Annotated in this window: 21 protein-coding genes; 15 read left to right on the top strand and 6 right to left on the bottom strand. The window is 49.7% G+C overall.

Going from position 1 to position 22553, the window contains the following annotated elements; translation table 11 throughout:
- Window positions 1-35: 35 nt before the first annotated feature.
- Both EJP77_RS15490 and EJP77_RS15495 read left to right on the top strand, forming a co-directional pair.
- On the top strand, window positions 36-1379 hold the full coding sequence (locus EJP77_RS15490; RefSeq protein WP_246021905.1) for a TrkH family potassium uptake protein: 1344 nt from the start codon (window positions 36-38) through the stop codon (window positions 1377-1379).
- 17 nt (window positions 1380-1396) lie between these two features.
- Complete coding sequence (locus EJP77_RS15495; protein WP_127200154.1) at window positions 1397-2065, top strand: potassium channel family protein; 669 nt, start codon at window positions 1397-1399, stop codon at window positions 2063-2065.
- Window positions 2066-2099: 34 nt separating this feature from the next.
- On the opposite strand, the gene EJP77_RS15500 is transcribed toward EJP77_RS15495, so the two are convergent.
- Window positions 2100-3002: a LysR family transcriptional regulator gene (locus EJP77_RS15500; protein WP_127200155.1), complete on the bottom strand. Its 903-nt coding sequence runs from the start codon at window positions 3000-3002 to the stop codon at window positions 2100-2102.
- A 236-nt stretch (window positions 3003-3238) separates the two neighbouring features.
- Between EJP77_RS15500 and EJP77_RS15505 the strand changes: the two genes are divergently transcribed.
- The 5 genes from EJP77_RS15505 (at window position 3239) to EJP77_RS15525 (ending at window position 7958) form a co-directional block, all read left to right on the top strand.
- A complete protein-coding gene (locus tag EJP77_RS15505; protein WP_127200156.1) occupies window positions 3239-3910 on the top strand; it encodes a succinate dehydrogenase cytochrome b558 subunit in 672 nt (223 codons plus the stop codon).
- Between the two features lie 18 nt (window positions 3911-3928).
- Window positions 3929-5671 carry a succinate dehydrogenase flavoprotein subunit gene (gene sdhA, locus EJP77_RS15510; protein ID WP_127200157.1) on the top strand — a complete coding sequence of 581 codons (1743 nt, stop codon included), beginning with the start codon at window positions 3929-3931 and terminating at the stop codon, window positions 5669-5671.
- Window positions 5672-5691: 20 nt separating this feature from the next.
- Window positions 5692-6456, top strand: a complete 765-nt coding sequence (gene sdhB, locus EJP77_RS15515; RefSeq protein ID WP_127200158.1) for a succinate dehydrogenase iron-sulfur subunit — start codon at window positions 5692-5694, stop codon at window positions 6454-6456.
- A 240-nt stretch (window positions 6457-6696) separates the two neighbouring features.
- Complete coding sequence (locus EJP77_RS15520; RefSeq protein WP_127200159.1) at window positions 6697-7392, top strand: ion channel; 696 nt, start codon at window positions 6697-6699, stop codon at window positions 7390-7392.
- 20 nt (window positions 7393-7412) lie between these two features.
- Window positions 7413-7958, top strand: a complete 546-nt coding sequence (locus EJP77_RS15525) for a GNAT family N-acetyltransferase (RefSeq protein WP_127200160.1) — start codon at window positions 7413-7415, stop codon at window positions 7956-7958.
- Between the two features lie 215 nt (window positions 7959-8173).
- Here the strand turns inward: EJP77_RS15525 and EJP77_RS15530 are convergent, their stop codons facing one another.
- Together EJP77_RS15530 and EJP77_RS15535 are read right to left on the bottom strand one after the other, a co-directional pair.
- Window positions 8174-8983: a histidinol-phosphatase gene (locus EJP77_RS15530; RefSeq protein ID WP_127200161.1), complete on the bottom strand. Its 810-nt coding sequence runs from the start codon at window positions 8981-8983 to the stop codon at window positions 8174-8176.
- 38 nt (window positions 8984-9021) lie between these two features.
- Window positions 9022-9924 (bottom strand): LysR family transcriptional regulator, encoded by a 903-nt coding sequence (locus EJP77_RS15535; protein ID WP_127200162.1) that lies wholly within the window; start codon window positions 9922-9924, stop codon window positions 9022-9024.
- A 266-nt stretch (window positions 9925-10190) separates the two neighbouring features.
- Here EJP77_RS15535 and EJP77_RS15540 point away from each other — a divergent pair, with 266 nt between their 5' ends.
- The 6 genes from EJP77_RS15540 (at window position 10191) to EJP77_RS15565 (ending at window position 17556) form a co-directional block, all read left to right on the top strand.
- Window positions 10191-10649 carry a chemotaxis protein CheX gene (locus tag EJP77_RS15540; RefSeq protein WP_127200163.1) on the top strand — a complete coding sequence of 153 codons (459 nt, stop codon included), beginning with the start codon at window positions 10191-10193 and terminating at the stop codon, window positions 10647-10649.
- A gap of 82 nt (window positions 10650-10731) precedes the next feature.
- On the top strand, window positions 10732-11508 hold the full coding sequence (locus tag EJP77_RS15545; protein WP_127200164.1) for an SDR family NAD(P)-dependent oxidoreductase: 777 nt from the start codon (window positions 10732-10734) through the stop codon (window positions 11506-11508).
- Window positions 11509-11797: 289 nt separating this feature from the next.
- Window positions 11798-14002, top strand: a complete 2205-nt coding sequence (locus tag EJP77_RS15550) for a methyl-accepting chemotaxis protein (protein ID WP_127200165.1) — start codon at window positions 11798-11800, stop codon at window positions 14000-14002.
- 161 nt (window positions 14003-14163) lie between these two features.
- Window positions 14164-15540: a DEAD/DEAH box helicase gene (locus tag EJP77_RS15555; protein WP_127200166.1), complete on the top strand. Its 1377-nt coding sequence runs from the start codon at window positions 14164-14166 to the stop codon at window positions 15538-15540.
- Between the two features lie 50 nt (window positions 15541-15590).
- Window positions 15591-16337 (top strand): ABC transporter ATP-binding protein, encoded by a 747-nt coding sequence (locus EJP77_RS15560; protein ID WP_127200167.1) that lies wholly within the window; start codon window positions 15591-15593, stop codon window positions 16335-16337.
- A 4-nt stretch (window positions 16338-16341) separates the two neighbouring features.
- Window positions 16342-17556, top strand: coding sequence for an ABC transporter permease (locus EJP77_RS15565; protein WP_127200168.1), 1215 nt, complete (start codon window positions 16342-16344; stop codon window positions 17554-17556).
- 178 nt (window positions 17557-17734) lie between these two features.
- Here the strand turns inward: EJP77_RS15565 and EJP77_RS20790 are convergent, their stop codons facing one another.
- The 3 genes from EJP77_RS20790 to EJP77_RS15575 form a co-directional block, all read right to left on the bottom strand.
- Complete coding sequence (locus EJP77_RS20790; protein ID WP_221886018.1) at window positions 17735-17857, bottom strand: YjcZ family sporulation protein; 123 nt, start codon at window positions 17855-17857, stop codon at window positions 17735-17737.
- Window positions 17858-17948: 91 nt separating this feature from the next.
- Window positions 17949-19247 carry an aminotransferase class I/II-fold pyridoxal phosphate-dependent enzyme gene (locus EJP77_RS15570; RefSeq protein ID WP_127200244.1) on the bottom strand — a complete coding sequence of 433 codons (1299 nt, stop codon included), beginning with the start codon at window positions 19245-19247 and terminating at the stop codon, window positions 17949-17951.
- A gap of 103 nt (window positions 19248-19350) precedes the next feature.
- Window positions 19351-19968 (bottom strand): pyridoxamine 5'-phosphate oxidase family protein, encoded by a 618-nt coding sequence (locus tag EJP77_RS15575; protein ID WP_127200169.1) that lies wholly within the window; start codon window positions 19966-19968, stop codon window positions 19351-19353.
- Between the two features lie 162 nt (window positions 19969-20130).
- Between EJP77_RS15575 and pdxR the strand changes: the two genes are divergently transcribed.
- The gene (pdxR, locus tag EJP77_RS15580) at window positions 20131-21672 is read left to right on the top strand and encodes a MocR-like pyridoxine biosynthesis transcription factor PdxR (RefSeq protein WP_246021906.1); all 1542 of its coding nucleotides are present in this window, start codon (window positions 20131-20133) and stop codon (window positions 21670-21672) included.
- A gap of 51 nt (window positions 21673-21723) precedes the next feature.
- Window positions 21724-22509 carry a helix-turn-helix domain-containing protein gene (locus tag EJP77_RS15585; RefSeq protein WP_127200170.1) on the top strand — a complete coding sequence of 262 codons (786 nt, stop codon included), beginning with the start codon at window positions 21724-21726 and terminating at the stop codon, window positions 22507-22509.
- The last annotated feature ends 44 nt before the right edge of the window (window positions 22510-22553 follow it).

A 22553-nucleotide genomic window follows, 5' to 3' on the forward strand; every position in this document is an offset into this window, starting at 1 on the left:
ACAATTGCTATTCTTAATGAAGAGGTGAACAAGTCTTGAAGTTTAGAACACCCCGGCTTTCGCCGCCCCAAGTCCTGGTGCTCGGCTTTGCTGCTATTATTATGCTTGGCACATTGCTCCTTATGCTCCCTATTTCAAATACCAGCGGGAGATCACTTGAATTCATTAATGCACTATTTACCTCCACCTCAGCGACCTGTGTAACAGGGCTGGTCGTCAGGGATACGGGCATAGACTTTACCAGGTTCGGCCAAGTCGTCATTATGCTGCTTATACAGGTGGGCGGACTAGGATTTATGACGATGGCTACCTTGTTCGCTATGGTATTTAAACGTAAGATTTCTTTAAAAGATCGCCTTCTCCTTCAGGAGGCTATGAATCAGAGCACGATGGAGGGAATCGTTCGACTGATCCGAAAAGTACTAACCTATTCCTTGTTGATCGAATTGTGCGCTGCGCTGATCTACTCTGTGCGGTGGGCCTTTGATATGCCAGTTGGACAGGCTGTTTATTTCGGTATCTTCCATGCTGTATCCATGTTTAACAATGCAGGTTTTGATTTGTTTGGTGAATACCGAAGCCTGACTCTATTTGTGGATGATCCCGTCGTTAACCTGGTCACCATGTTCCTGATTGTCACCGGGGGAATCGGCTTTGTAGTGATCTCTGACCTAACCGGCTTAGGCAGCAATCGTAACAAGTGGAAGCTTTCACTCCATTCAAAGGTTGTGCTATCCATGACAGCAGCCCTTATCGTGATTGGCACTCTGGTGATCTTTGTCTTTGAATTTACGAATTCGAAGACGCTGGCGCCTTTAGGATGGGGGGGCAAAATATGGGGTTCCCTGTTCCAATCGGTCACTCCGAGAACAGCAGGAGCCAATACACTGGATATCGGGGCGTTAAGGCAAGCTACTCAATTCTTTATAATTATCTTAATGTTTATCGGAGCCTCACCAGGCTCAACGGGCGGAGGGATTAAGACAACGACCTTTACCATACTGGTTGGCGCGGTTCTGGCCATGATCCGGGGAAGAGAGGAACTTGTGCTGTTCCGCTATCGCCTTGCACAGGAGCGTATTCATAAGGCTATTACGGTCACCATGTTTGCGCTGTTCCTGATCATTACCGTCACGATGATTCTCTCGGCCACAGAGGACGCCAGCTTCCTGAGTATCCTATTCGAGACGACATCCGCGTTCGGGACCGTTGGATTAAGCATGGGACTTACCGCCAAGCTGTCCGTATTCGGTAAGGTGCTGATCTCTCTGACCATGTTCGCAGGCAGACTGGGGCTGTTAACACTAGCTTATGCACTTGGGCCCAAGAAAGAGAAGGAGCTGTACAGACATCCGGAAGGCAAAATGATAATTGGGTAAAAGGAGACACAGCTTATATGAAGAAACAACAGTTCGTGGTTATCGGACTTGGGCGCTTTGGTTCAAGTCTTGCAATGGAGCTTATTGATCAAGGTTATGAGGTACTAGGGGTGGACCGGAACGAAGAGGTCGTCTCGAATATGAGCAGCTACCTAACTCATACGGTAGTAGCCGATGCAACGGATGAGGAGATGCTTAGATCGATAGGCATTCGCAACTTCGACTGCGGTATTGTAGCGATCGGAGATGATATTCAAATGAGCATCATGGCGACCATTTTGCTGAAGGAGATGGGGATCGGGACGGTGGTATCCAAGGCGATCTCTACACTCCACGGACGTGCTCTGGAGAAGCTGGGTGTAGACAAGGTGGTCTATCCGGAGAGGGATATGGGCATTCGGGTAGCCCATCAGCTTGTGAATCCGAATCTGGTAGATTACATTGAACTGTCGAAGGATTACAGTATTGTAGAATTGAAGGTGCCATCCTCTCTAGATGGGCAAATGCTCAGTGATCTTAACCCAAGAGCCCGTTTTGGATGCAGCATCGTGGCGATTCAAAAGCCGAATGGCTGCATTGTTGCCCCTACAGCTATGGACCAGATTCATACCGGGGATATTATGGTAATTATTGGTTCCAATGAGAATATCGAGGAGTTCGAGGAATCGGTTAATAACAGAGCATAAAAAATCCCCCTCTCTTGAGTGAGGGTCCGCAGGCTTATACGGACAGGGCACTGGAGAGGGTTTTCTTCATTTCGGAGATCCACTGGCGTGTTTCGGTATTAAGATCCGTCTTCTGACCGAAGATCAGGCAGGTTCTTCTGCGGGTCTGTTCCAGCTCTTTCATGGGAATAGTCACCACTTCATTCTTATCGAGCAGCGGAGTCCGAAGGTAGGATTTTGGCAAAAGAGCAGCGGCTTTACAGGTGGGCAGCAGGCGGACAATGGCCTCGAAGGAGTCAATCTCCATTCTAATGTCGGGAATGACATTGTGCCGGGCGAACAGATCATCTATCACTCTACGGTACCAGGTTCCTTTGGAGAAAATAATCATGGGCTGTCCGCTGAGATCCTCCATGGAAATACGATCTTCCTGAAGCAGCTCATGCTGGCTGGGGACAACAAGCTCCAGATGGTCCTCAAAGAGTGGAATGCACAGCAGTCCAGGCTCTTCAATGGAGGAGGCGACGACGCCAAAATCAACTTTTTTATCCCGGACGTGGGATACGATTTCGTGGGTCTTGCCGGTAACCAGCTTGAGCTCAGTATCTGGATACTTATTCATCAGGGCCTTAACCAGAGGGGGAAGCGTGGTCTGAATGGTAGTCAGACTGGCTCCCAGGGTAAGGACGCTCCGCTCGGCCTGCTTATATCTGGAGATGGACTCCAGGAATTGGACATGCCGCTGCCTTTGCTCGATCGCATAAGTATAGACAAGCTGCCCTGTGCGGGTGAGCTCCAGGCGTTTGCCGTTACGGTTGAAGAGCAAGACCCCAAGTTCGTCCTCCAGCTTGGCAATCTTGCGGGAAAGGGCAGGCTGGGACAGATTAAGCAGCTTTGAAGCTTTATTCAGACTGGCTTGTTCCACCACGGTAATATAGACAAGTAGATCTTCAAACATGGTCGAGTCCCCCTTATGCATAAAAGACATAACATTTAATAATTATATTGCAATTCCATTATAAGTTCAAAAGGAGTAACATAAAAACTGACACAAGTTGTTCACATGGTATCGGTCAGTCTCAGGTACTGCCGCTTACGATTGTGGAATGTATCATTTACAACCGGCCAGAGGGCATGACAATTCATGCGCCATGAACGGACAACGATGGATACCGGAAAGGGGTACGCGCAATTATGAAAGGGTTTTATTCCAGAAAACTGCACTCGTTGCTGGGTGTTATACCGCTAGGTTTCTTCATTCTGGAACACATGATTACGAATTTTTCTGCCGTAGAGGGCGGGCCGCAGGGGTTCAAGGATAGTGTTGCTTTCCTGAACGGACTGCCGTTAGTACTGATTCTTGAAATTTTTGGTATTTTCTTGCCTTTAATGTATCATGCGATCTACGGTCTCTACATTGCGTTTCAGGCTAAGCCGAACAACGGTAGGTTCAACAACGAGCGGAATTTACGTTATCTGCTCCAGCGGGTTACAGGGGTTATTGTTCTTGTCTTTGTAATCTGGCATTTGTATGAGACTCGGGTCCAGGTGGCACTTGGGCATGTATCGCACGAAGATTTAGGCCACGTAATGCATGACATTGTGACCAATCCGCTGTTCTTTATTTTCTACGTGATCGGGGTATTGTCTGCTTCGTTCCACTTCGCGAACGGTCTCTGGTCGTTCCTGGTTAGCTGGGGTGTAACGGTGGGTCCTCGTGCCCAGCGCGTATCTTCTAACATCTGCATGGGTCTGTTTGTGATTGTATCAATCATGTTCGTATGGTCGCTGTTTGCATTCCGTAATGCGGAATTCCAAGCGAGCGGCGAAGCTCTGCTTCAGACCCTTAGAACATTCATCGGATAAAAGGAGTGACGATAGATTATGGCTAAACAAAGTATTGTCATTGTCGGCGGCGGTCTAGCCGGCTTGATGGCCACCATTAAAGCTGCGGAAGCGGGAGTTCATGTAACGCTGTTCTCTCTCGTACCGGTCAAACGGTCACACTCCGTCTGCGCACAGGGTGGAATTAACGGAGCGGTTAACACCAAGGGTGAAGGCGATTCTCCTTGGGAGCATTTTGATGACACGGTATACGGTGGAGACTTCCTGGCCAACCAGCCGCCGGTTAAGGCGATGTGTGAAGCAGCGCCGGGCATTATCCATCTGATGGACCGGATGGGCGTGATGTTCAACCGGACCCCGGAAGGCCTGCTGGACTTCCGCCGGTTCGGGGGCACGAAGCGCCACCGTACGGCATTTGCCGGTGCTACTACCGGGCAGCAGCTCTTGTACGCTCTCGATGAACAGGTTCGCCGTTATGAGGCAGCAGGTCTTGTTACCAAGCATGAGCACTGGGAGTTCCTCTCGGCTGTCTTAGATGATGAAGGCGTATGCCGCGGAATTTGTGCACAGGATCTCCGTTCGATGGAGATTAAGACATTTATGTCGGATGCCGTAATTCTGGCGACCGGGGGTCCTGGTATTATTTTCGGTAAAACCACGAACTCCGTCATCAACACAGGCACAGCGGCAAGCGCTGTGTATCAGCAAGGTGTTAACTATGCGAATGGGGAATTCATTCAGATTCACCCGACAGCCATTCCAGGGGATGACAAGCTGCGTCTGATGTCGGAATCCGCACGCGGTGAAGGCGGACGCATCTGGACTTATAAAGACGGAAAGCCCTGGTACTTCCTTGAAGAGAAATACCCGGCTTACGGTAATCTTGTGCCGCGTGATATTGCGACGCGTGAGATTTTCCATGTATGTGTCGATGAGAAGCTCGGCATCAACGGCGAGAACATGGTATATCTCGATCTGTCCCATAAGGACCCTAAAGAGCTTGATGTCAAGCTTGGCGGTATTATTGAGATCTACGAGAAGTTCATGGGCGACGACCCGCGCAAGATTCCAATGAAGATATTCCCGGCAGTCCATTATTCCATGGGCGGCATGTGGGTTGATTACAATCAAATGACGAACATTCCTGGCCTTTTCGCGGCTGGAGAATGCGAGTATCAATATCACGGGGCCAACCGGCTTGGCGCGAATTCGCTCGTATCTGCGATCTTCGGCGGCATGCAGGCTGGACCGAAGGCGGTTGAATATATCCGCGGCCTGAAGAAATCGGCTGAAGATGTTCAGCCTGGCGTATACAGCAGTGCGAAGAAGCAGCAGGAAGAGAAGTACACGAATATTCTCGCCATGAATGGAACCGAGAATGCATACGTCATTCACAAAGAGCTTGGCGAGTGGATGACAGACAATATGACGGTCGTTCGTTACAACAGCAAGCTGGAAGCCACGATCAACAAGATCAAGGAACTGAAGGTCCGCTACAAGAATATCAATATCAATGATGTCTCGAACTGGAACAACAGCGGTGCGGCATTTACCCGTCAGCTGTGGAACATGCTCGAGCTGTCCGAAGCAATGACGCTTGGAGCCCTGCTGCGTAATGAAAGCCGCGGTGCCCACTACAAACCGGAATTCCCGGATCGTAATGATGAGGAATTCTTGAAGACAACCAAAGCAACATGGACGCCGGAAGGCCCTCAAATTTCTTATGAGGACGTGGATGTCTCCTTAATTCCGCCGCGTGTTCGTGACTATTCGAAGGATTAATAGAAGGGGGAACAGGCTATATGGCGCAGACAACAACAGCTGCTAAAAAAGTGAAATTCATGATCACACGCCAAGATCAGCCGGATTCGGCACCCTATACAGAGGAGTTCGAATTATCATATCGTCCTGGCATGAACGTGATTAGTGCGTTGATGGAAATACAGCGCAATCCGGTTAATCATGACGGCAAGCAGACGACTCCGGTATGTTGGGAATCCAACTGTCTGGAAGAAGTATGCGGGGCTTGCTCAATGGTCATCAATGGCAAACCTCGTCAGGCTTGCGCAGCCTTGATTGATAAGCTGGAACAGCCAATCCGAATTGAACCAATGAAGACATTCCCGGTTGTTCGTGACCTGGTCATTGACCGCAGCCGGATGTTTAATGCCCTCAAGCGGGTAAAAGCATGGATTCCAATCGATGGAACCTATGACCTCGGTCCGGGACCGCGGATGCCTGAGAAGAAGCGTCAATGGGCGTATGAGCTGTCCAAATGTATGACCTGTGGGGTCTGTCTGGAAGCTTGCCCGAATGTCAATGAGAAGACGAATTTCATCGGTCCGGCTGCAATCTCTCAGGTACGACTGTTCAATTCGCACCCAACGGGTGAAATGAACAAGGAAGAACGTCTGGAGGCATTAATGGAAGATGGCGGCATTGAGGGCTGCGGTAACTCGCAGAACTGTGTTCGTTCCTGTCCGAAAGGCATTCCGCTTACTACATCCATCGCTGAGATGAACAAGCAGACAACCAAGCATATGTTCAAACGCTGGCTTAGCGTATAGAAATGAAGTTACTTACAGGCTGCTCCTGCTATAAAGGGGCAGCTTTTTTTCTGCCATTAGATCAAAAATAACCTCCATTATTTCAGGGGATGGCCTGGTCTGATGTAGCTTTAACTTGGGAATTTCGTTTGCCAAATCCAGGGTGTTGGCGATGCAGAACTTAGCCGGGTGGTATAGAAGTTTGATCTTTAGGGTAATGATTCACATGTCGGGATCCTGAATGAGGAGGTAGATTGTGATATGCAGACGGCAGTACTTTGTATGGATATCGTGGGTCTGATTGTGTTGGCTATATTCTTTTACCGGGTGGATAAACGGATTACGGGAAGGGTTATTCTGCTGGCACCCTTAATCATTTATATCGCTTTGTGTCTGGAAGATTTGCTTGGGGTCATTGACTTTGCAACCGTACTAGCCTCACCGGCTCTGATGAGAACCTTTATCCTGCTCTTTGTCCTGTTCTCGGTGATCTTCTATATCACCTTTATCTTTCACAGGATTGCGCTGTCTGTGAACAAAGAGGTTCAGCTTAAGTCAACGGTGATCCGCATATTCAGCGCCACCGTTATGTGTATTCTGTTCTTCATGGTGGTCTATACCTCGATCTACAAAACATTTGGCGAAAGTGCATTTATGGGAGATAATATCGGTAAGAGCCTGATTTCCCAGCTGATTTCATTTCTCTACTTCAGTGTGGCTACCTTTGCTACCGTGGGTTATGGGGATATCAGACCGGTCGATGACACCAGCCGATTAGTGGTCATTATGGAGGTGCTGTTCAGTTTTGTAACGGTGGCTTATGCTTTATCGATGATCGGGGTGTTCCGTCAGATCTTTAAGGAAGAACCTCTAGGCGGACCGCTAGGAGGTCCAGGCAATGATCCAGTAAAAAGTGATGGAGGCGAGGAGTCGGATGAGGGAATTGAAGAGATTTAACATCGATCAAGGTATGATATATGCTGGATAGAGCTGCAATCCGGAATAGCTACCCTTTAATTCGAACAGATCGGCTTGTCCTTAGAAAAATTACCCCGGAAGACGAGCGGAACCTTTATAACTGCATTTCCGATCCTTCGGTATATCCACACCTTGGCCTTCACTCCTTTTCGGCTTTATTTCCTTCACGATTATACCGGTATTTTGAGGAGTCCAACCGAACGCTGGCCACGCTGCATTTTGCAGTCAGCTTGCACGAGGATACGAGCTTGATGGGCCTGGTATCCCTTCAGAAATGGGATGACAAGCAGGGGACAGCCATTCTCGGTTATTGTATCTCCCCGGTCTATTGGAACAAGGGAATCGCAACCGAGGCGGTTCGGGCTGTGATTGACTTTGGAATACATGAGCTGGGACTTAAGAAGATACGCGGGAGATGTGAGGAAGACAATAAGGCTTCCCAGAAGGTTATGCTGAACTGCGGCATGATTAGGGAGGATGAGCCGTTGGATAGTACGGATATCTCCGGATATACTAGCCTGATTTCATTTGTTCTACAGGTTTAACACTCCGCTAATGCTTTGTTACACAATTGAAATATTACTGTTATTAAACCCTAACAGAAAGCGGGTAAGATAAGAACATGACCCCCTTTTGAATATATTGAATGGTTTTGGAACCTGATGAGGCGAACCTCTTGGGTTCTCTTTTTTTGCCCGAAAAAGACTTAACCCCCGCTCCAGAAAGGAGGGGGGCTTGAATTGGAACAGTGAGACGTGCTTTAGAGAGGCACGGTGATTTGCTGTTTATTTTTAAAATACACCCATTCCTTGAACCCGATCTCTTTGAGCCGCTTGGCGACTTCCTCCCACTCATCCCCGACTCGAAATGGCTTATGCGCATCGGAACCAAAAGTGACATGAACGCCGTGGAATAAGGCACGCTCCAGGATGGCATCTGAAGGGTACCAGCCGCCGCTGAGCTTGGTCTTGCCCGAAGTGTTAATCTCGATGGCTACATTTGATTCTGCAATCGTCTCTAGGGTATCTTCAATTGCGGCCTCTGCCGGAATATCGGAGAAAGCAGGGTAGTTGCCTTTCATCGCATCGATATGACCGAGAATCTGGAACATTCCGCTGCGTGCGGACTGCCGGATCAGATTATAATATTCTTCCTTATGCTCCACCTTCTCTTGATCGCTAAGACCCTTCCAACGGGTCTTGTTGAAGATGCTGCTATTAAATGTGCTGTGAACTGAACCGATAATATAATCAAACGGATAGGAATTAAGCATTGAGCGATAAGCTTCCGCATGTTCAGGGAAAAAGTCAGATTCGATCCCCAGCAGAACGTCGATCTTCCCCTCATACTCCGTCTTTAGCGCAAGCACTTCATTCACATAGTTAACAAATTCCTGTTTGGCCATTGCAATTCGGGGGAAAGGCTGCTCCTCAGGACTCCCGAAATAAGGCGTATGATCGCTAATGCCAATGACCTGAAGGCCTGCTGCAATCCCGGCCTCAATGTAGTCTCGAATATTTCCGTCGGCATGGCCGCACCGAAAATGATGAGTGTGCAGATCGAATTTCATAGGGGTATACTCCTTTCAATGGGCCAACAAATGGTCGTTTACTCTGAACTGATGAAATGGGTCTCAGGCATTCCCTTCAGATCGTTGAGAAATTGCTGCATGGCGGAATTGATGTAACGACTGGATTTATAGATGACGCCAACCGGATGGGTAACTTCAAGTTCAATGATAGGAACTATGCGCAGAGTGCCTAGCCGAAGCTCGCGGGCAATGGACTGCTTGGAGATAATCGCGGCTCCGAGGTTGATTTCAACCATACGTTTGACTTCCTCGCTGCTGGACAGCTCCATAACGACATTAGGTTCAATATTGTGCTGCTTGAATACATCCTCAACAAATCTGCGTCCAACTGTATCTGGTGAGAGAAGAATTAAAGGCACACCTTGCAGATCTTTCAGAACGGGGTTCCTTGCCTTCGCCAATGGATGGAGAGGGGAGACAACGAGTTCAAAGGTATCGTAATACAGGGCCGAAGCATGAATTTGTGGATTTCGCTCGATTAAATAACCAATTCCGACATCCACAAGCCCATTCTCCACGTTCTGATAAATCTGGGATGAGGGCATGGATTGAATGCTTGTCTTGATTAACGGGAATTGATCCTGAAAATAAGAAAGGATGCGAGGCAGGATCTGAATCGCAATCGATGTGGTGGTACCTAGTACGATATGTCCCTGCGGAATCTGTTCCATATCGGAGAGCTTTTGCTTCAATTCTTCCACAATATCTACAATCCGTTCAGAATGCTGTAGAAAAACTTGACCTCGGTCCGTTAAGGTGACAGGCTGATTCCTATCAACGAGGACCGTTTTGAATTCGTCCTCCAGACTCTTGATTTGGGCCGATACGGCAGGCTGGGTTAAATTAAGAAGCTCACCCGCCTTGCGGAAACTCTTTGTTTTGGAGATGGTGATGAGCGTCTCCAATTGACTTATGTTCACCCTGACTCCTCCTTATTGCTCGAACACGCTTGCTTGATCCGTATCAGAATAATGAAATCTTTTCCTATTAATTATAGGCTATTCATTTCATCAGGGCAATGTATCACAAGTTCTTGGGTTCATGAATTAATCTCCTCCATTCACCCGGTTTGTATTTATGAATTTTTAATGATTTATTTGTAGGAATAAAGTATAATAATAATCAACCAAAAGATGGGACTATTGTTGCGAAAGCAGGACTTCCCAGAGCAAAGGGGCGCATTTATGTGAAGGCAGAAGTGATCAATCCTTTTTTAGAATCCGCGAAGCTTGTAATTGAACAAGTGATCCAAATTTCACCTTCCGCCGGAAGTCTAGGAATTAAGGATGTTGTTCATATTGATAACCACATATGGATTCAGGTGGGCATGACGGGGCAGCTTAGCGGCAATGTGGTCTTCGGACTTCAGGAGGATGTCGCTTTAAGGATCGTTTCTCTCATGATGGGTGGATTTGTGATCACAGAGATGGATGAAATGGGAACAAGCGCCATTTCAGAGCTAGGCAATATGATCAGCGGCAACGCGAGTACTATACTGTCAAATCAAGGTTTCACCGTAGACATTACTCCTCCGAAAGTCATTAAATCACAGAGTGTTGTTGATAGTGCTACTTCCAAAGCGCTGTTTATTCCACTTACCATCAGTGGTGTAGGCGAAGTGGATATTCAAGTCATGATCTCGTAGAATAGAACCAGTTACGGCGGCAGTGGAACGGGGGGTTCCAGATACGGAGATAGACCGCCGAACGGGGAAAGGATGCGGGTAGATCTTGCTTAGAGATAAAGTGATCGTTGTGACAGGAGCGTCAAGTGGAATTGGAGCCTTGACATCAAGAATGCTGTCTGAACATGGAGCCACCGTGATTCTTGCCGCTCGTTCATTGGACAAGCTTGAGGCTGTTAGTGCTTCACTACAAGGGCGGCATGAAATTATCCCTCTGGATGTCAGCAGTGATGCTGAGGTGACAAGGGGATTTAAGCAGATTATAGATTCCTATGGTCGAATTGATGTACTTCTGAATAATGCCGGCTATGGCAAATTTGAGTACTGTGATGAAATGCCCGTTCAGGAATTTGTGGATATGATGAATGTGAACTATATGGGGATCGTTCGGTGTACCAAAGCCGTGCTGCCTTTCATGAAGAAAGCAGGCATGGGTCAAATTGTGAATATTGCTTCGATGGCAGGTAAGGTGGGTACCTCCAAATCCACCGCTTATACAGCAACCAAACATGCGGTCCTTGGATTCAGCAGCGCGTTGAGACAAGAAGTGAAGGAATACGGAATAACGGTATCCACGGTCAATCCGGGGCCGATCGATACGCCTTTTTTTGATCTTGCAGATCCAAGCGGCGGTTACGTGGAGAATGTGAAATGGTTCATGATGAAGCCGGAGAAGGTGGCGTCAGCTATCGTCTCGGTTATTGAGAAGCATAAAGTTGAAGTGGATCTGCCGTGGTTCGCAGGGGTTGGAACCAAGTTATATCAGTTGTTCCCCCGCCTGGCAGACAGGCTCAGCTACAAACTTTTAAATAAGAAATAAGCATACAAAGTCTTCTTACTCCTATGCAGGGAGGGGGGAGGCTTTTTTTGAGAACACCCCTAGTAAAGATCCGTGAGCGGAAGGAAACGCTCCAGCGGGTCTTTTTTTTATTTACTAAATAAAATGGGCTGTTCGTGAGATTAAACCAGGTAGTTCCTCACAGGCTCGGTAATGCAGTTGGGCAAAAATACCTATAAATGGATTGAACTATTCCAGTTCTTAGGGTAAAATGAATCAAAAATATACTTGTCATGTTATATTACATAATATGTTATGTATAGGGGCTGGCATGTTTGATTGGCTTGGATTCCGAAAAGGACTACCGCTTTGGTTATCCTACCAGATTAATCGGGGGATTAAAGAAGACGTTGAACAAATTTTTGAAGGAATAGCCTCTACTCGAAAGGATCTTCTTGAAGCGTGGGCTAATGATTATTGGGGACACTTGGCGCGGCTGGAGGATCAGCTCAGGACTGCCGGTTTTACGGAGCTAGCAGCGAAGGGAGCATATCACTTTGAAGATTTGTTCACTTCATGCCATAATCGCGCCAAGGATTTCTCAGAGATTAGTCTGATTGATCCGAGCGGAGAAGTGATTATCTCCACATATAGTAATAATATAGGCAAGAATTTGCTAACCCACAGCGTACTATCTGAGGCTTTTAAACGGATCAATCAGGGAGACAAATGTCTGGTTGGCCCCTATGCTGACCCGCTTACGCTGCAAATAGGTCCCAGCACTTCACGCTTTCATGATGAAATGACACTTATGTTCATGCACCCGGTGATAGAAGAGGGCGTCCTGCTTGGCCTACTGTGTGGGCGTGTACCGAATGATGTACTGGGGGATCTGATTCAGCGAGAATCCGGACATATCTATCCCGATTCAGGTGACAATTATTTATTTATGGCCAAGCCGGGCCTGCGCAGTGATATTGAACCGGGGACAGCTCTTTCCCGCAGTAGATTTGAGGATCTAACCTTTACTCACGGAGATAATCTGAAGGAGGGGGTGAAGACCGAGTTCGGGGTGGTACAGGTACAGAATCATACCGAATTGGAACTCATCTTCGTGGATCCTGCAACTGGTCAACTTCATCCGGGAGTTGCAGGAACCATCGCAAATGGCAGTAATCTGTTTGTGGAATTTCCGGGCTATTCGGATTATAGGCATATCCCTGTAATTGGAAAGGGGATTACCTTCAAGCTCCCTCACTGTCCAGATTTGTGGGGCATGATGTGTGAAGGGGATCTGGAGGAGGTATATAGGGTACGCAGCCTGCACTGGAAGGTTAAAGTGATGCATCTTAGGTTGATCATAGGCTTTGTGCTAATGAATGTGATGATGTCATTCCTGTTAGGAGGAGGGACACATCCTTTGATCTCGGCAGCCGCCTTCTTAGTCATGAATGGGCTGTATGGCGCTGCAGGAGTCTACTGGATCGAGCGCAGACAAACCTTACAAGCCGCCTCGCATCTAAGAAGATTGAACCGATTCATCCGAATTAATGCGGAGGGTAAAGGCGACCTGACGAAACGCCTGGATATCGGTAGTTTTCCACAGGACGAGACCGGAGAAATGGCAAAATGGATCAATAACATGATCGATAGTCTTGAAGGAATCATGCTTCACATCAGGCGTGCCGCAGATGATGTGCGGCTGAGTCAGAATCTGCTGCATGCTTCAGCTGCTTCCACCGAAGAGTCGACAGAGGTGGCTGGTAGCAAAGTCGACGATATGCTCAAAGGGATCCGGCGTCAGCTGGCGGATATTGATATGGCCAAGGATGTATCCTTGCATATGAGTGGTACCCTGAAGGAGCTGGAGCAGCAGGCTTCCGAACAAATCGCAGTCGCGCAGAACGAAGTTGTCCGGATCGGGGACAAGATGCAGCACATTCATCTCAAGGTAGAAGAGACGAATCGGACCCTGCGCAATTTTGCCGAGACAACCCAGGAAATTGCAAGCATGCTGAAGGTGATTGAGGAAATTTCAACCCAGACGAATCTCCTCTCGCTCAATGCTTCGATTGAGGCGGCTAGAGTGGGAGAACACGGCAGGGGATTTGCCGTGGTAGCTGGAGAGATCCGCAAGCTTGCAGAGCTGACAAGCCGTTCGACTGCAAGTATAAGTGAGACCCTGAAACGGATTGATGAGAAAGCGGAAGAGTCGTTCCAGACGATGGAGGAGGGCTCCCGGGTCGTGGAAGAAGGAACACAGCTAGTCGCGACAGCGGCACAGATTCTTAAGCAGGCCGGAGCTTCCGACTCTTTGAAGACTCAGGTGGTGGATGAAATGGTCAGTTTGATGGAGAAGATCGCCGCGGTCAGCATAGAGAACCGGAAGATCTCTACGGAGGTTGAGGATACTGTCCAGCTTCTCAGCAGGGATATGCAGCAGGTAAGAAGCACAACCGGTAACGTAGAATCTATTACGAGCTCGCTGCTGCAGCTGGTGAACCAGTTCCAGCTTAGAGAGAATAAGGCGGGTTGAGTTGAACAAAGTTGATTAAATAAATGGCCGATTTCCAGGTGAAGTCGGCTTTTTTTGTATCTTGATTTGTTGGTATCGAGGGTTTCGCATATAATGGAAATATCGCGCATTTCGGTAGCTGCATATGCTTAAATGACTTTATCATAAAGGATGATACTTACATGACAATAAATACATTTCCCTCGATCGGCGTAAATGAAGCGTTAACCTCAAACTTGGCCGAATATGGGATTACAGAACCGTCTCCGGTACAAGCTGAGACGATTCCTGCCATTCTTGAGGGCAGAGACGTACTCGCCCAGTCACAGACGGGAACCGGAAAAACCTTGGCCTATCTGCTGCCTATTCTGCAGCGAATTGATCCGGCCATCAAGTCGCCGCAGGCGTTGATCCTTGCGCCAACCCAGGAGTTGGCTATGCAAATTCTGCGGGAAAGCCAGCGCTATGGCGAATCACTGGGCATCCAAGCTCAATCTCTGATTGGCGGAGCGGCAATTGGGCGGCAGATTGAGAAGCTGAAGCTGCATCCGCAGCTTGTTGTAGGAACACCAGGACGGATCAAGGAATTGCTGGCAGTGAAGAAACTTAAGATGCACGAGGTCAAAACCCTTGTCGTGGACGAGGTTGACCAGGTGTTTCAGCTGGGCGGCTCCGGGGATGTGGAGCACATTATCCGGGCAGCGCTTCGGGACCGGCAGCTTCTCTTCTTATCGGCGACGGTCAGTCCGGAGATCCGAAGCTTGGCCTATCGGGAGATGAAGGACCCGGCAGAGATCGGAATCGAACCCGAGCAGCGTACGTCCAAGACGCTGGAGCATGTGTATTTTATCGCTGAGGAACGGGAGAAAATTGATACCCTGCGGCGTATTGTCCGCACCTATAATGCACCAAAAGCTATCGTGTTTGTTAACAACACTCAGGATATCGGTGAGGTAGAAGCCAAGATGAACTTCGTAGGTCTGCATGCACAAGCTCTGTATGGAGATGCGGACAAGACGACTAGAAGTCTGGTGCTTCGGCGGTTCCGGGAAGGCAGCATCCAGCTGCTGATTGCTAGTGATGTAGCCGCCAGAGGTTTGGACATTGAGGATTTGGGCCTTATTATCAACTACGACCCACCGATAGATTCGGAACATTATGTGCACCGCTCAGGACGGACAGGCAGAATGGGACGCAAGGGACTAGCAATCTCTCTTGTTACCCCTCGTGAGGAATTTATTATACGCAAGTTCGCGAAGGAGCTTGGCATAGAGTTCCAGCAGCGGGCCTTATATGGCGGGCGTATCGTTGAGCCTCGTGAAGCCGGAATAGCAAGAACAAGCTCTGCCGGAAGACCGCGTACAGATCGTGGCGGCAGACTTGCAGGCAGTCATGACAATAAGGCTAAGAACGGTTCAACCAGCCGCGGAACAGAAGAAGCTGGAAGAGTTAGCCGCAGTGAATCGAAGGCCAGCGAACGGAAGCTTGATCGGCACCGGGACCGCAAGAATAAAGGTGCGCCGAAGTGGCTTAAGGATAAGCAGCCTCCCCGCTCATAGGGGTTGGAATGTTCGGCATTTGAATTGATTTGGTAAAGGGGGAGCCATGCTTGGAACAAACACCTGTACTGCAGATTGAGGAGCTTAGCGGAGGCTACAGCCTTGGCAAGCCCGTGCTTCACAATATTAACTTTGATGTGAAGCCGGGTGAAATGGTCGGTCTGATCGGTCTGAACGGAGCGGGTAAAAGTACGACCATGAAGCACATACTTGGCCTAATGACACCTCACAAAGGTGTAGTCTTGGTGCAGGGGAAGACAAGGGATGAAGCGCCGCAAATTTATCAGTCTTCGCTCGCTTTCGTACCAGAATCACCACTTCTTTATGAAGAATTGACCGTACGTGAGCATCTGGAGTTCACGGCCAGGGCATATGGCGTGGAGCCGGAAGCTTACCGTGAGCGGTCGGAGAGGCTCTTGGACCTATTCCATATGAGGGAGAAAGCGGACAGCCTGTCCATGCATTTATCCAAGGGGATGAAGCAGAAGGTGATGATCATGAGTGCCTTCGTGGCACGTCCGCCGCTCTATGTCATCGATGAGCCTTTTCTGGGGCTTGATCCGCTGGGTATTCGTTCACTGCTGGATTTCATGCTGGAAATGAAACAGAGCGGGGCGTCGATCTTGCTCAGCTCTCATATTCTGTCAACGATTGAGAATTACTGCGACAGATTCATAGTTCTTCACCGGGGAGCCGTAGTTGCACAGGGGACGCTGGGTGAAATTGCACAGCAAGCGAACGCACCGGGAGCGTCGCTCGAAAATATCTTCTATGCACTTGTGAAGGGTGGCGAGTAAGGCCGTGGATGTAAGAACACTCCGCAGCCGCCGGAAAGCGGCCTTCTGGGGGAAGATCATCCCGTACTTCCCTTATGTCGTGCAGAGCGGTGTGGCCGTACTCACCTTTATCCTGTTCATTGCTTTTGCTGCGTGGTACACTTCATTTCTGAAGCATATCCCACCCGAGCTCCCAATTCGCTGGATTATGTTAATCCTGCTTGCTCCGCTCACGGTATATGCCAGCTTTAGAACCTATTTGCAGCCAGCAGACCTTACTTTCCTGCTGCCTCAGGAATACAGGATGAAGCCTTATTTCGTCCCGGGTTACCGCAGCGGGGTTATTTATAAGCTGATTGGGCTCTTCATTCTTCTTATCGCCGTATGGCCGCTGTATGTTCGCAGCAGCCCGGATCCGAAGCCGCTCTGGCTGATGGTTCTTGTGCTTATTGTACTGAAGATCATCAGCGCTTATGGCGGATGGCAGGAACTGCGAATGAGCTCAGCAAGGGCCAGAAGCGGATACCGCGTTCTGCGCTGGTGTCTTGTGATTCTTATGCTGGCGGCATGGATTTGGCAGTCACCTCTTCGAAGTACACTCTTCACCATTCTGGTAGGGATCAATTATGTACTATCCCTTCGATTGGCCGTCAAGCATCAAGTTCCGTGGGAAACCCTGATTGCGACGGAGAAGTCACAAGCTTCACGAGTGATGCTCCTGCTTGGCTGGTTCGTCGATGTACCTGCCGAAGGGCAAAAGGTATATCCCCGCCGCTGGTTGTCCAGTTTCGGGAATACAGTTCCGTGGGGGCAAGAGGCGGCTTTCCGCTATCTGCTCATTAAGACCTTTGTCCGCAGCGAACTGCTGGGGATTATTGTCAGGTTGACCCTGCTCTCGATGGTGCTGGTATGGTGGACAGGGAATTCCCTCTGGGGGCCAATTATCTATCTGTTCTTCCTGTTTGCTGCTGGCATGCAGCTCAGCACTCTACGGCAGTATCACCGTGATTCTCCGGCTGCCTCATTCTATCCGCTACCAGAAGGGGCCCATATTGAGGCAGCCCTGCGGCTTATGTTCCGGATTCAAACGGGTCTGGCTGTGATCATGTGGCTGCCCATGCTTATACTGGGTTACACCGAACCGATGATGCTGTTGTTCAGCCTTGCGGCCGGAATTATAATGGTGGTTCTGCTAAGGAGCCGGTTTGCTCGCAGCTGGAAAGCGGAAGAAGAAGATTGATGAACAGCAGCTTGGATTGAACTACAAATCGAGGAATTGATTTCGTAAGACGATAAACATTCTTCGGAATCCAAGTTCATTCATTTCTAGTTCATCCCATATCTATCTGAATACTAAAAAAGGCTGCGCCCTCAGCATGATCCTGAGGGCGCAGCCTTTATTATTATCTCGAGCCTATTTAGAGCAGAATGGTACGGCTGATGATAACAAGCAGAATGAACAGGACCAAAATTGCCCCGGTGCTTGTGAATCCACCACCCAATCCGCTGTAACCGCCTCTTGCTTCTTTAACTTCACCCATGAAAATTAATCCCCTTTCCCTGCGTTGTGTATAGGTACACGGTATATTATGACAGGGATGGGTTCTGTGCTTGGGCCGGTGCCTGGTAGGCCTAAGATTGCTGCAGGTCTTGAACTGCCTGATAGATGAGGTCGAATAGCTCCTCCAGATTCTCTTCAGCGATACAGGAGAAGGCTACACGCAAATCATGGTCTCCCAGAGCAATGGTGCCGACACCATACTTATGAATCAGATGCTGACGAAGACTCTCGGCAGAGACATCTTTCAGCTTAAGACACATGAAGTAACCGGAGTTAAACGGATAGTAATCCCAGACATCTCCGTATTTGCCGCTGTCCAGGAGGGACTTGACTTTGTTGGCCCGGCCTTTCATTACTGCAAATTTCTCTTCTTTCTGCGATCCGAACTCTGGAGACTTGAGAGCCTCAAGGACAAAAGTCTGTGAAGGATGAGACCCGCTTGAAATTGTTGCCCGGATAATACCCAAAGTCTTCTGCTCCAGTGCGGAGAGTACCTCCTGATTATCACTGGCGAAGGTAATGAAGCCTACGCGGAAGCCCCAGACGTATTCTTCTTTGGTGGCTCCGTCAATTTTGACAGGAAGGATGCGAGGGTGCAGTCCCGCCAGCTTGCCGAACAAGGATTCATGCATGGAGTCTTCAAAGAACAGACCAAAGTAAGCATCATCAGTAACAACAACCACATTGATGCCAGCTTCGGCGGCTTCGTACAGAGCGTCCACAATTTCCTTGCCTTCTGCTTCCCCCGGGGTATAACCGGTCGGGTTGTTAGGGAAGTTCAGAATTACGACAGCCTTGCCTTTGTCCTTCTGTGACAGCAAGGCTTCACGCAGACCTGCACTGTTAAAGGTCATTTGCTCTGTAAAAAGCGGGTAGTTCACGATTTGACCGTGACGGCGGATTCCGAAGGTCAATTCATAGTTCTCCCAGTTCTTGTCTGGATAAATTACCGCGTCTCCTTCGCCCACAAAGAGATCTGCAACTATGCTGAGCCCGTGAGTAAGAGCGTTCGTTACAACAGGGTTGCCAAAGCTCTTTCCTTCGAGTGAAGGGTTCTCTTGAAGCATCTTGCTGCGCCATACCTTACGAAGCTCGGGCTTACCAGCCGGAGGGGCATAAGGATACAGGTCCTTCGGATTGAATTCCGACAGCGATTCTTGAAATACCGACAGGTGCATCGGGCCGCCGTTCTCGGTCGCGATTCCGATGGTCGCATTATATTTCTTGGCATTCGCTGTAGCTTCGGCCGATTGGCTGAGGATGCCTTCCTTAGGGAAGTAGATTTCTCTACCAAGTGTCGAGAGTACCTCGTACACATTGGCATTACCAGCTTTAATATTCTCGTTTAACTGTTCGGCAAGTGGGTTCATCGCGTGTTCATCCTTCCAGTCTGTTTGGATTCCATAGTTCCGGTTTTTACTGCCTAACATTATAACATCCTATCTACGGAACCGTCACGGACTAAAAAGGCTCTTATTCCGTATGAAAAGGACAAATTTGTGTCATCAAGCGTACCGTCTCCATATCTTTGCCTTGATTGCGTTCCGTGAGTCCTTGTGCAATCTGATTGCGTTTGTCTTCGGTCATATTTTGTCCAAATTTGAACTTGGCGGACATATGTTCAGGAATGATTCGAACGACAGATACCGCCTTTAGCTCACCGACATAAGCCGGGTCTGAAGCATCAATGGGGGTATAACCTCCTTCTGGCTGCAGCTTCTTCATAAATAAGGTCAGAGCTTCAGCCTTCTCGGTGAGATCCGTAATCTTCTCGGCTCTGCCCTTCACCATTACACTCTTGAAAAAAGCCGTTGCCGGACAAGCCTTAACCGGATCTGTGTAGTAAGAAGGAATTCGTGCGAATTCCTCCGCCACCGTGAAGCTGACCCGGTTATCGGCTTTGAGATGTTTCATTTTCTCGCCAGCCAGACTCCCATGGAAATAGAAGACGCCTTGTCCGTATGCAAAATTAAGCGGGGTGACCCGGCTCCACCCATCTTGATCCGTGGTACCCAGAAACCCAAAGCTCTGCGAGAACAGGAATTGTTCAATTTCCTGCTCCTCGGTTACTGCGAATTCTTTCCGTCTCATCTGAATCCCCCTTGAAATAAATAAATAGAATCATTGACGCTGTTCCATGTTGATGTTGATATACAGCATAAAACTGAAATTGACATATAAAAAGAACCAATTTACATTAAAATTATTGGTCCAATGCTAAATACGGATTTCATCCTAAGTAAAGAGAGGCTGATGACCTTGGAAATGGTGCTTCCCTGGGAAACGTGCCTGCAGCAGTACCGCTATAAATATCTGGCACTCTATCATGCACTTCGATTCGCTATTCATGAGGGAACACTGCCTGGCGGCACGAGACTGCCCTCAAGTCGTGAACTCGCGCAGTTGTACGGGATATCCAGAGGCAGTGTAGCCCAGGCCTACGATATGCTTCTTGCCGAAGGATATGTGCTGCCAGAGGTAGGACGGGGCACCTATGTGGCGCCTTTCATGACAGAGGTGACGAAAAGAACAGCCGCTCAGGCTGAGCTGCCTATATCCTCTTGGGGTCAGCGAATGGTGGATTGGGACTTAAGTCAGACGGGGGCATGGAGTAAGCGGGATGCAGCCACCCAGGAACGGGGGCGCATAGGCGGGAAGGGGGCCAGCCCGGCCAGCCCGGCCAGCCACCTCTCCTTCTCGGGAGGCGGAGGGGACATGCGGCATTTCCCGCACGCCGAGTGGAGAAGCGCGCTTGCCTTTGCCGGCAGGGAGGCTGCGGCCGGCGAGGACCTCATCCCCGATAACCCGTTCGGGGATGAAAGCCTGCGGGCTGCGATAGCTGCCCATTTGCGCAGGAGCCGCGGAATTGCCGCGGAGCCTGCGCAAATCTGCCTCTTCAGCGGCTCCATGCAGGCCATTGCTCTCCTGACCCAGCTGCTGCTGGGGGAAGGAGAGCCGGCCGTGGTGGAAGATCCCGGGTATCACGGGATCGTCAAGGCCGTTCGCGCCTGCGGCGGCAGGCCGCTGCAGGCTGCCCTTGACGGCAGCGGGATTGTGCCGCAGGACTGGCAGGCGCGGCTGCTCTTCGTTACGCCGGGCAGGCAGTTCCCGACCGGCGCCGTATTGTCTTCGGCGCGGAGGCAGGAGCTGCTGGCCTGGGCCCGCCGGAAGGAAGCTGTCATCATCGAAGATGATTATGACAGCGAGTTCCGCTGGGGCGGGCGGCCGCTTGAGCCGCTCAAGGCGCTCGACAAGGATGAGCGTGTCGTCTACGTCGGTTCGTTCACGAACACGATGTTCGCTTCGCTGCGAATCGGCTATGCCGTGCTGCCGCCAAGCTTGATCACACCGATGCGCTGCGCCAAGGCGCTGTATGAGCCGACCCCGCCGGCTGTGCTGGAGCAGCGGGCGCTCGCTCGCTTCATGACCCGGGGCGAGTATGACCGACACCTTCGCCGGATGCGCAGAATCTACCATGCTAGGCATGATACGCTTCGCAGCCTCTTGTCTGAGGGTGAACTGCCTCAGTTGTTCCGTGCGCTGCCTGCGGATGCCGGGCTGCATATCTATGCGCTGTGGCTCCGCTCTGAGGAGGAATTTCAGCTGCTGTGCGAGCTGTCTGTACAGAATGGCGTGGATTTCAGAGATGCCCGTACATACGGGCAGGCCCCTGCTCCGCCTGCGGCCTGCTTCTCCTTTGCCCATTTGCAGACGAACGAACTCGACGAGGGGATCGAGCGGCTAATGAAATCCTGGCGGCTTGTACAAGAAAAGCTCAATACAAGGTATAATTAATATAAGGAAAGCTGCAAGCAAGAGAATGTCATTATTCAGAGGGGGAATGTCATGCTTCACGCTTCTACATCTTCATTTGTGCTGAAGCCTGCCTTTGCCAAAATCGTCTGTGAGCCCGGCTGGAAATGGCAGAAGCGGGAGAAACCGCTGGAGAATTACGATTTGTTCTACGTATGGAGCGGCGAGGGAACCGTGGTTCTGAACGGCCGTCCAATTCCGGTTACCCGGGGAAGCTGCTTCCTGTTCCGCCCGGGAGATCATACGAGTGCAACGCATAATCCGCAAAAGCCATTGGTGCTGACTTACATTCATTTTGATGTTGACGAGCCCGTATCCGAGGTGCCGGGAGCTTACCGGGTACTTGAAGATACACTCGATTTCGAATATATGCTGTCCCGTTATGTGCGTCTCTTCCTGATCAAAGCCTATGCGGCCGAGGAGGAAGCACGCCTGATCCTGAAGCAGCTGATGATCTACCTGCTTCGCGAGGAACGGGAGAAGCCGGTGGAGAGAAAGGTCAGCAATCAGCTGACCGAAGTCATCCATGAGGTGGCCAACTACGTGCTTCAGCATCCCGGACTGCCTCATCGGGTTGAAGACCTGGCTGCAAGAGCCGGCCTATCAGCCAGGTATTTCTCGATCAAGTTCAAGGAACTGACGGGGGCCTCCGTTCAATCCTATATTATCAAGTGCAGAATTGACCGTGCCCAGCACCTTCTGCTGCATGCCGGTATGAATGTGACGGAAGTGGCAGATGCGCTGGGTTACCGGGACATCTTCTTCTTCAGCCGCCAGTTCAAGCAGTATACGGGCAAGAGTCCATCGGAGATCCGGTAAAAATATTTTGAGATCCCTGTTTCAAGAGAAAAGTAGCTGGGTAA

Origin of the sequence: Paenibacillus zeisoli (genome assembly GCF_003994465.1) — a bacterium.
In the GTDB taxonomy this organism is placed as follows: Bacteria; Bacillota; Bacilli; order Paenibacillales; family Paenibacillaceae; genus Fontibacillus; species Fontibacillus zeisoli.

Excerpts from the sequence above, each read along its gene's own strand:
- EJP77_RS15550 (WP_127200165.1), top strand. The coding sequence starts at position 11,798 with ATGTTTGATTGGCTTGGATTCCGAAAAGGACTACCGCTTTGGTTATCC.
- sdhB (WP_127200158.1), top strand. The coding sequence starts at position 5,692 with ATGGCGCAGACAACAACAGCTGCTAAAAAAGTGAAATTCATGATCACA.
- EJP77_RS15505 (WP_127200156.1), top strand. The coding sequence starts at position 3,239 with ATGAAAGGGTTTTATTCCAGAAAACTGCACTCGTTGCTGGGTGTTATA.
- EJP77_RS15495 (WP_127200154.1), top strand. The coding sequence starts at position 1,397 with ATGAAGAAACAACAGTTCGTGGTTATCGGACTTGGGCGCTTTGGTTCA.
- EJP77_RS20790 (WP_221886018.1), bottom strand. The coding sequence starts at position 17,857 with ATGGGTGAAGTTAAAGAAGCAAGAGGCGGTTACAGCGGATTGGGTGGT.
- EJP77_RS15575 (WP_127200169.1), bottom strand. The coding sequence starts at position 19,968 with ATGAGACGGAAAGAATTCGCAGTAACCGAGGAGCAGGAAATTGAACAA.
- EJP77_RS15530 (WP_127200161.1), bottom strand. The coding sequence starts at position 8,983 with ATGAAATTCGATCTGCACACTCATCATTTTCGGTGCGGCCATGCCGAC.
- EJP77_RS15570 (WP_127200244.1), bottom strand. The coding sequence starts at position 19,247 with ATGAACCCACTTGCCGAACAGTTAAACGAGAATATTAAAGCTGGTAAT.
- EJP77_RS15520 (WP_127200159.1), top strand. The coding sequence starts at position 6,697 with ATGCAGACGGCAGTACTTTGTATGGATATCGTGGGTCTGATTGTGTTG.
- sdhA (WP_127200157.1), top strand. The coding sequence starts at position 3,929 with ATGGCTAAACAAAGTATTGTCATTGTCGGCGGCGGTCTAGCCGGCTTG.
- EJP77_RS15525 (WP_127200160.1), top strand. The coding sequence starts at position 7,413 with ATGCTGGATAGAGCTGCAATCCGGAATAGCTACCCTTTAATTCGAACA.
- EJP77_RS15500 (WP_127200155.1), bottom strand. The coding sequence starts at position 3,002 with ATGTTTGAAGATCTACTTGTCTATATTACCGTGGTGGAACAAGCCAGT.
- pdxR (WP_246021906.1), top strand. The coding sequence starts at position 20,131 with ATGACCTTGGAAATGGTGCTTCCCTGGGAAACGTGCCTGCAGCAGTAC.
- EJP77_RS15585 (WP_127200170.1), top strand. The coding sequence starts at position 21,724 with ATGCTTCACGCTTCTACATCTTCATTTGTGCTGAAGCCTGCCTTTGCC.
- EJP77_RS15555 (WP_127200166.1), top strand. The coding sequence starts at position 14,164 with ATGACAATAAATACATTTCCCTCGATCGGCGTAAATGAAGCGTTAACC.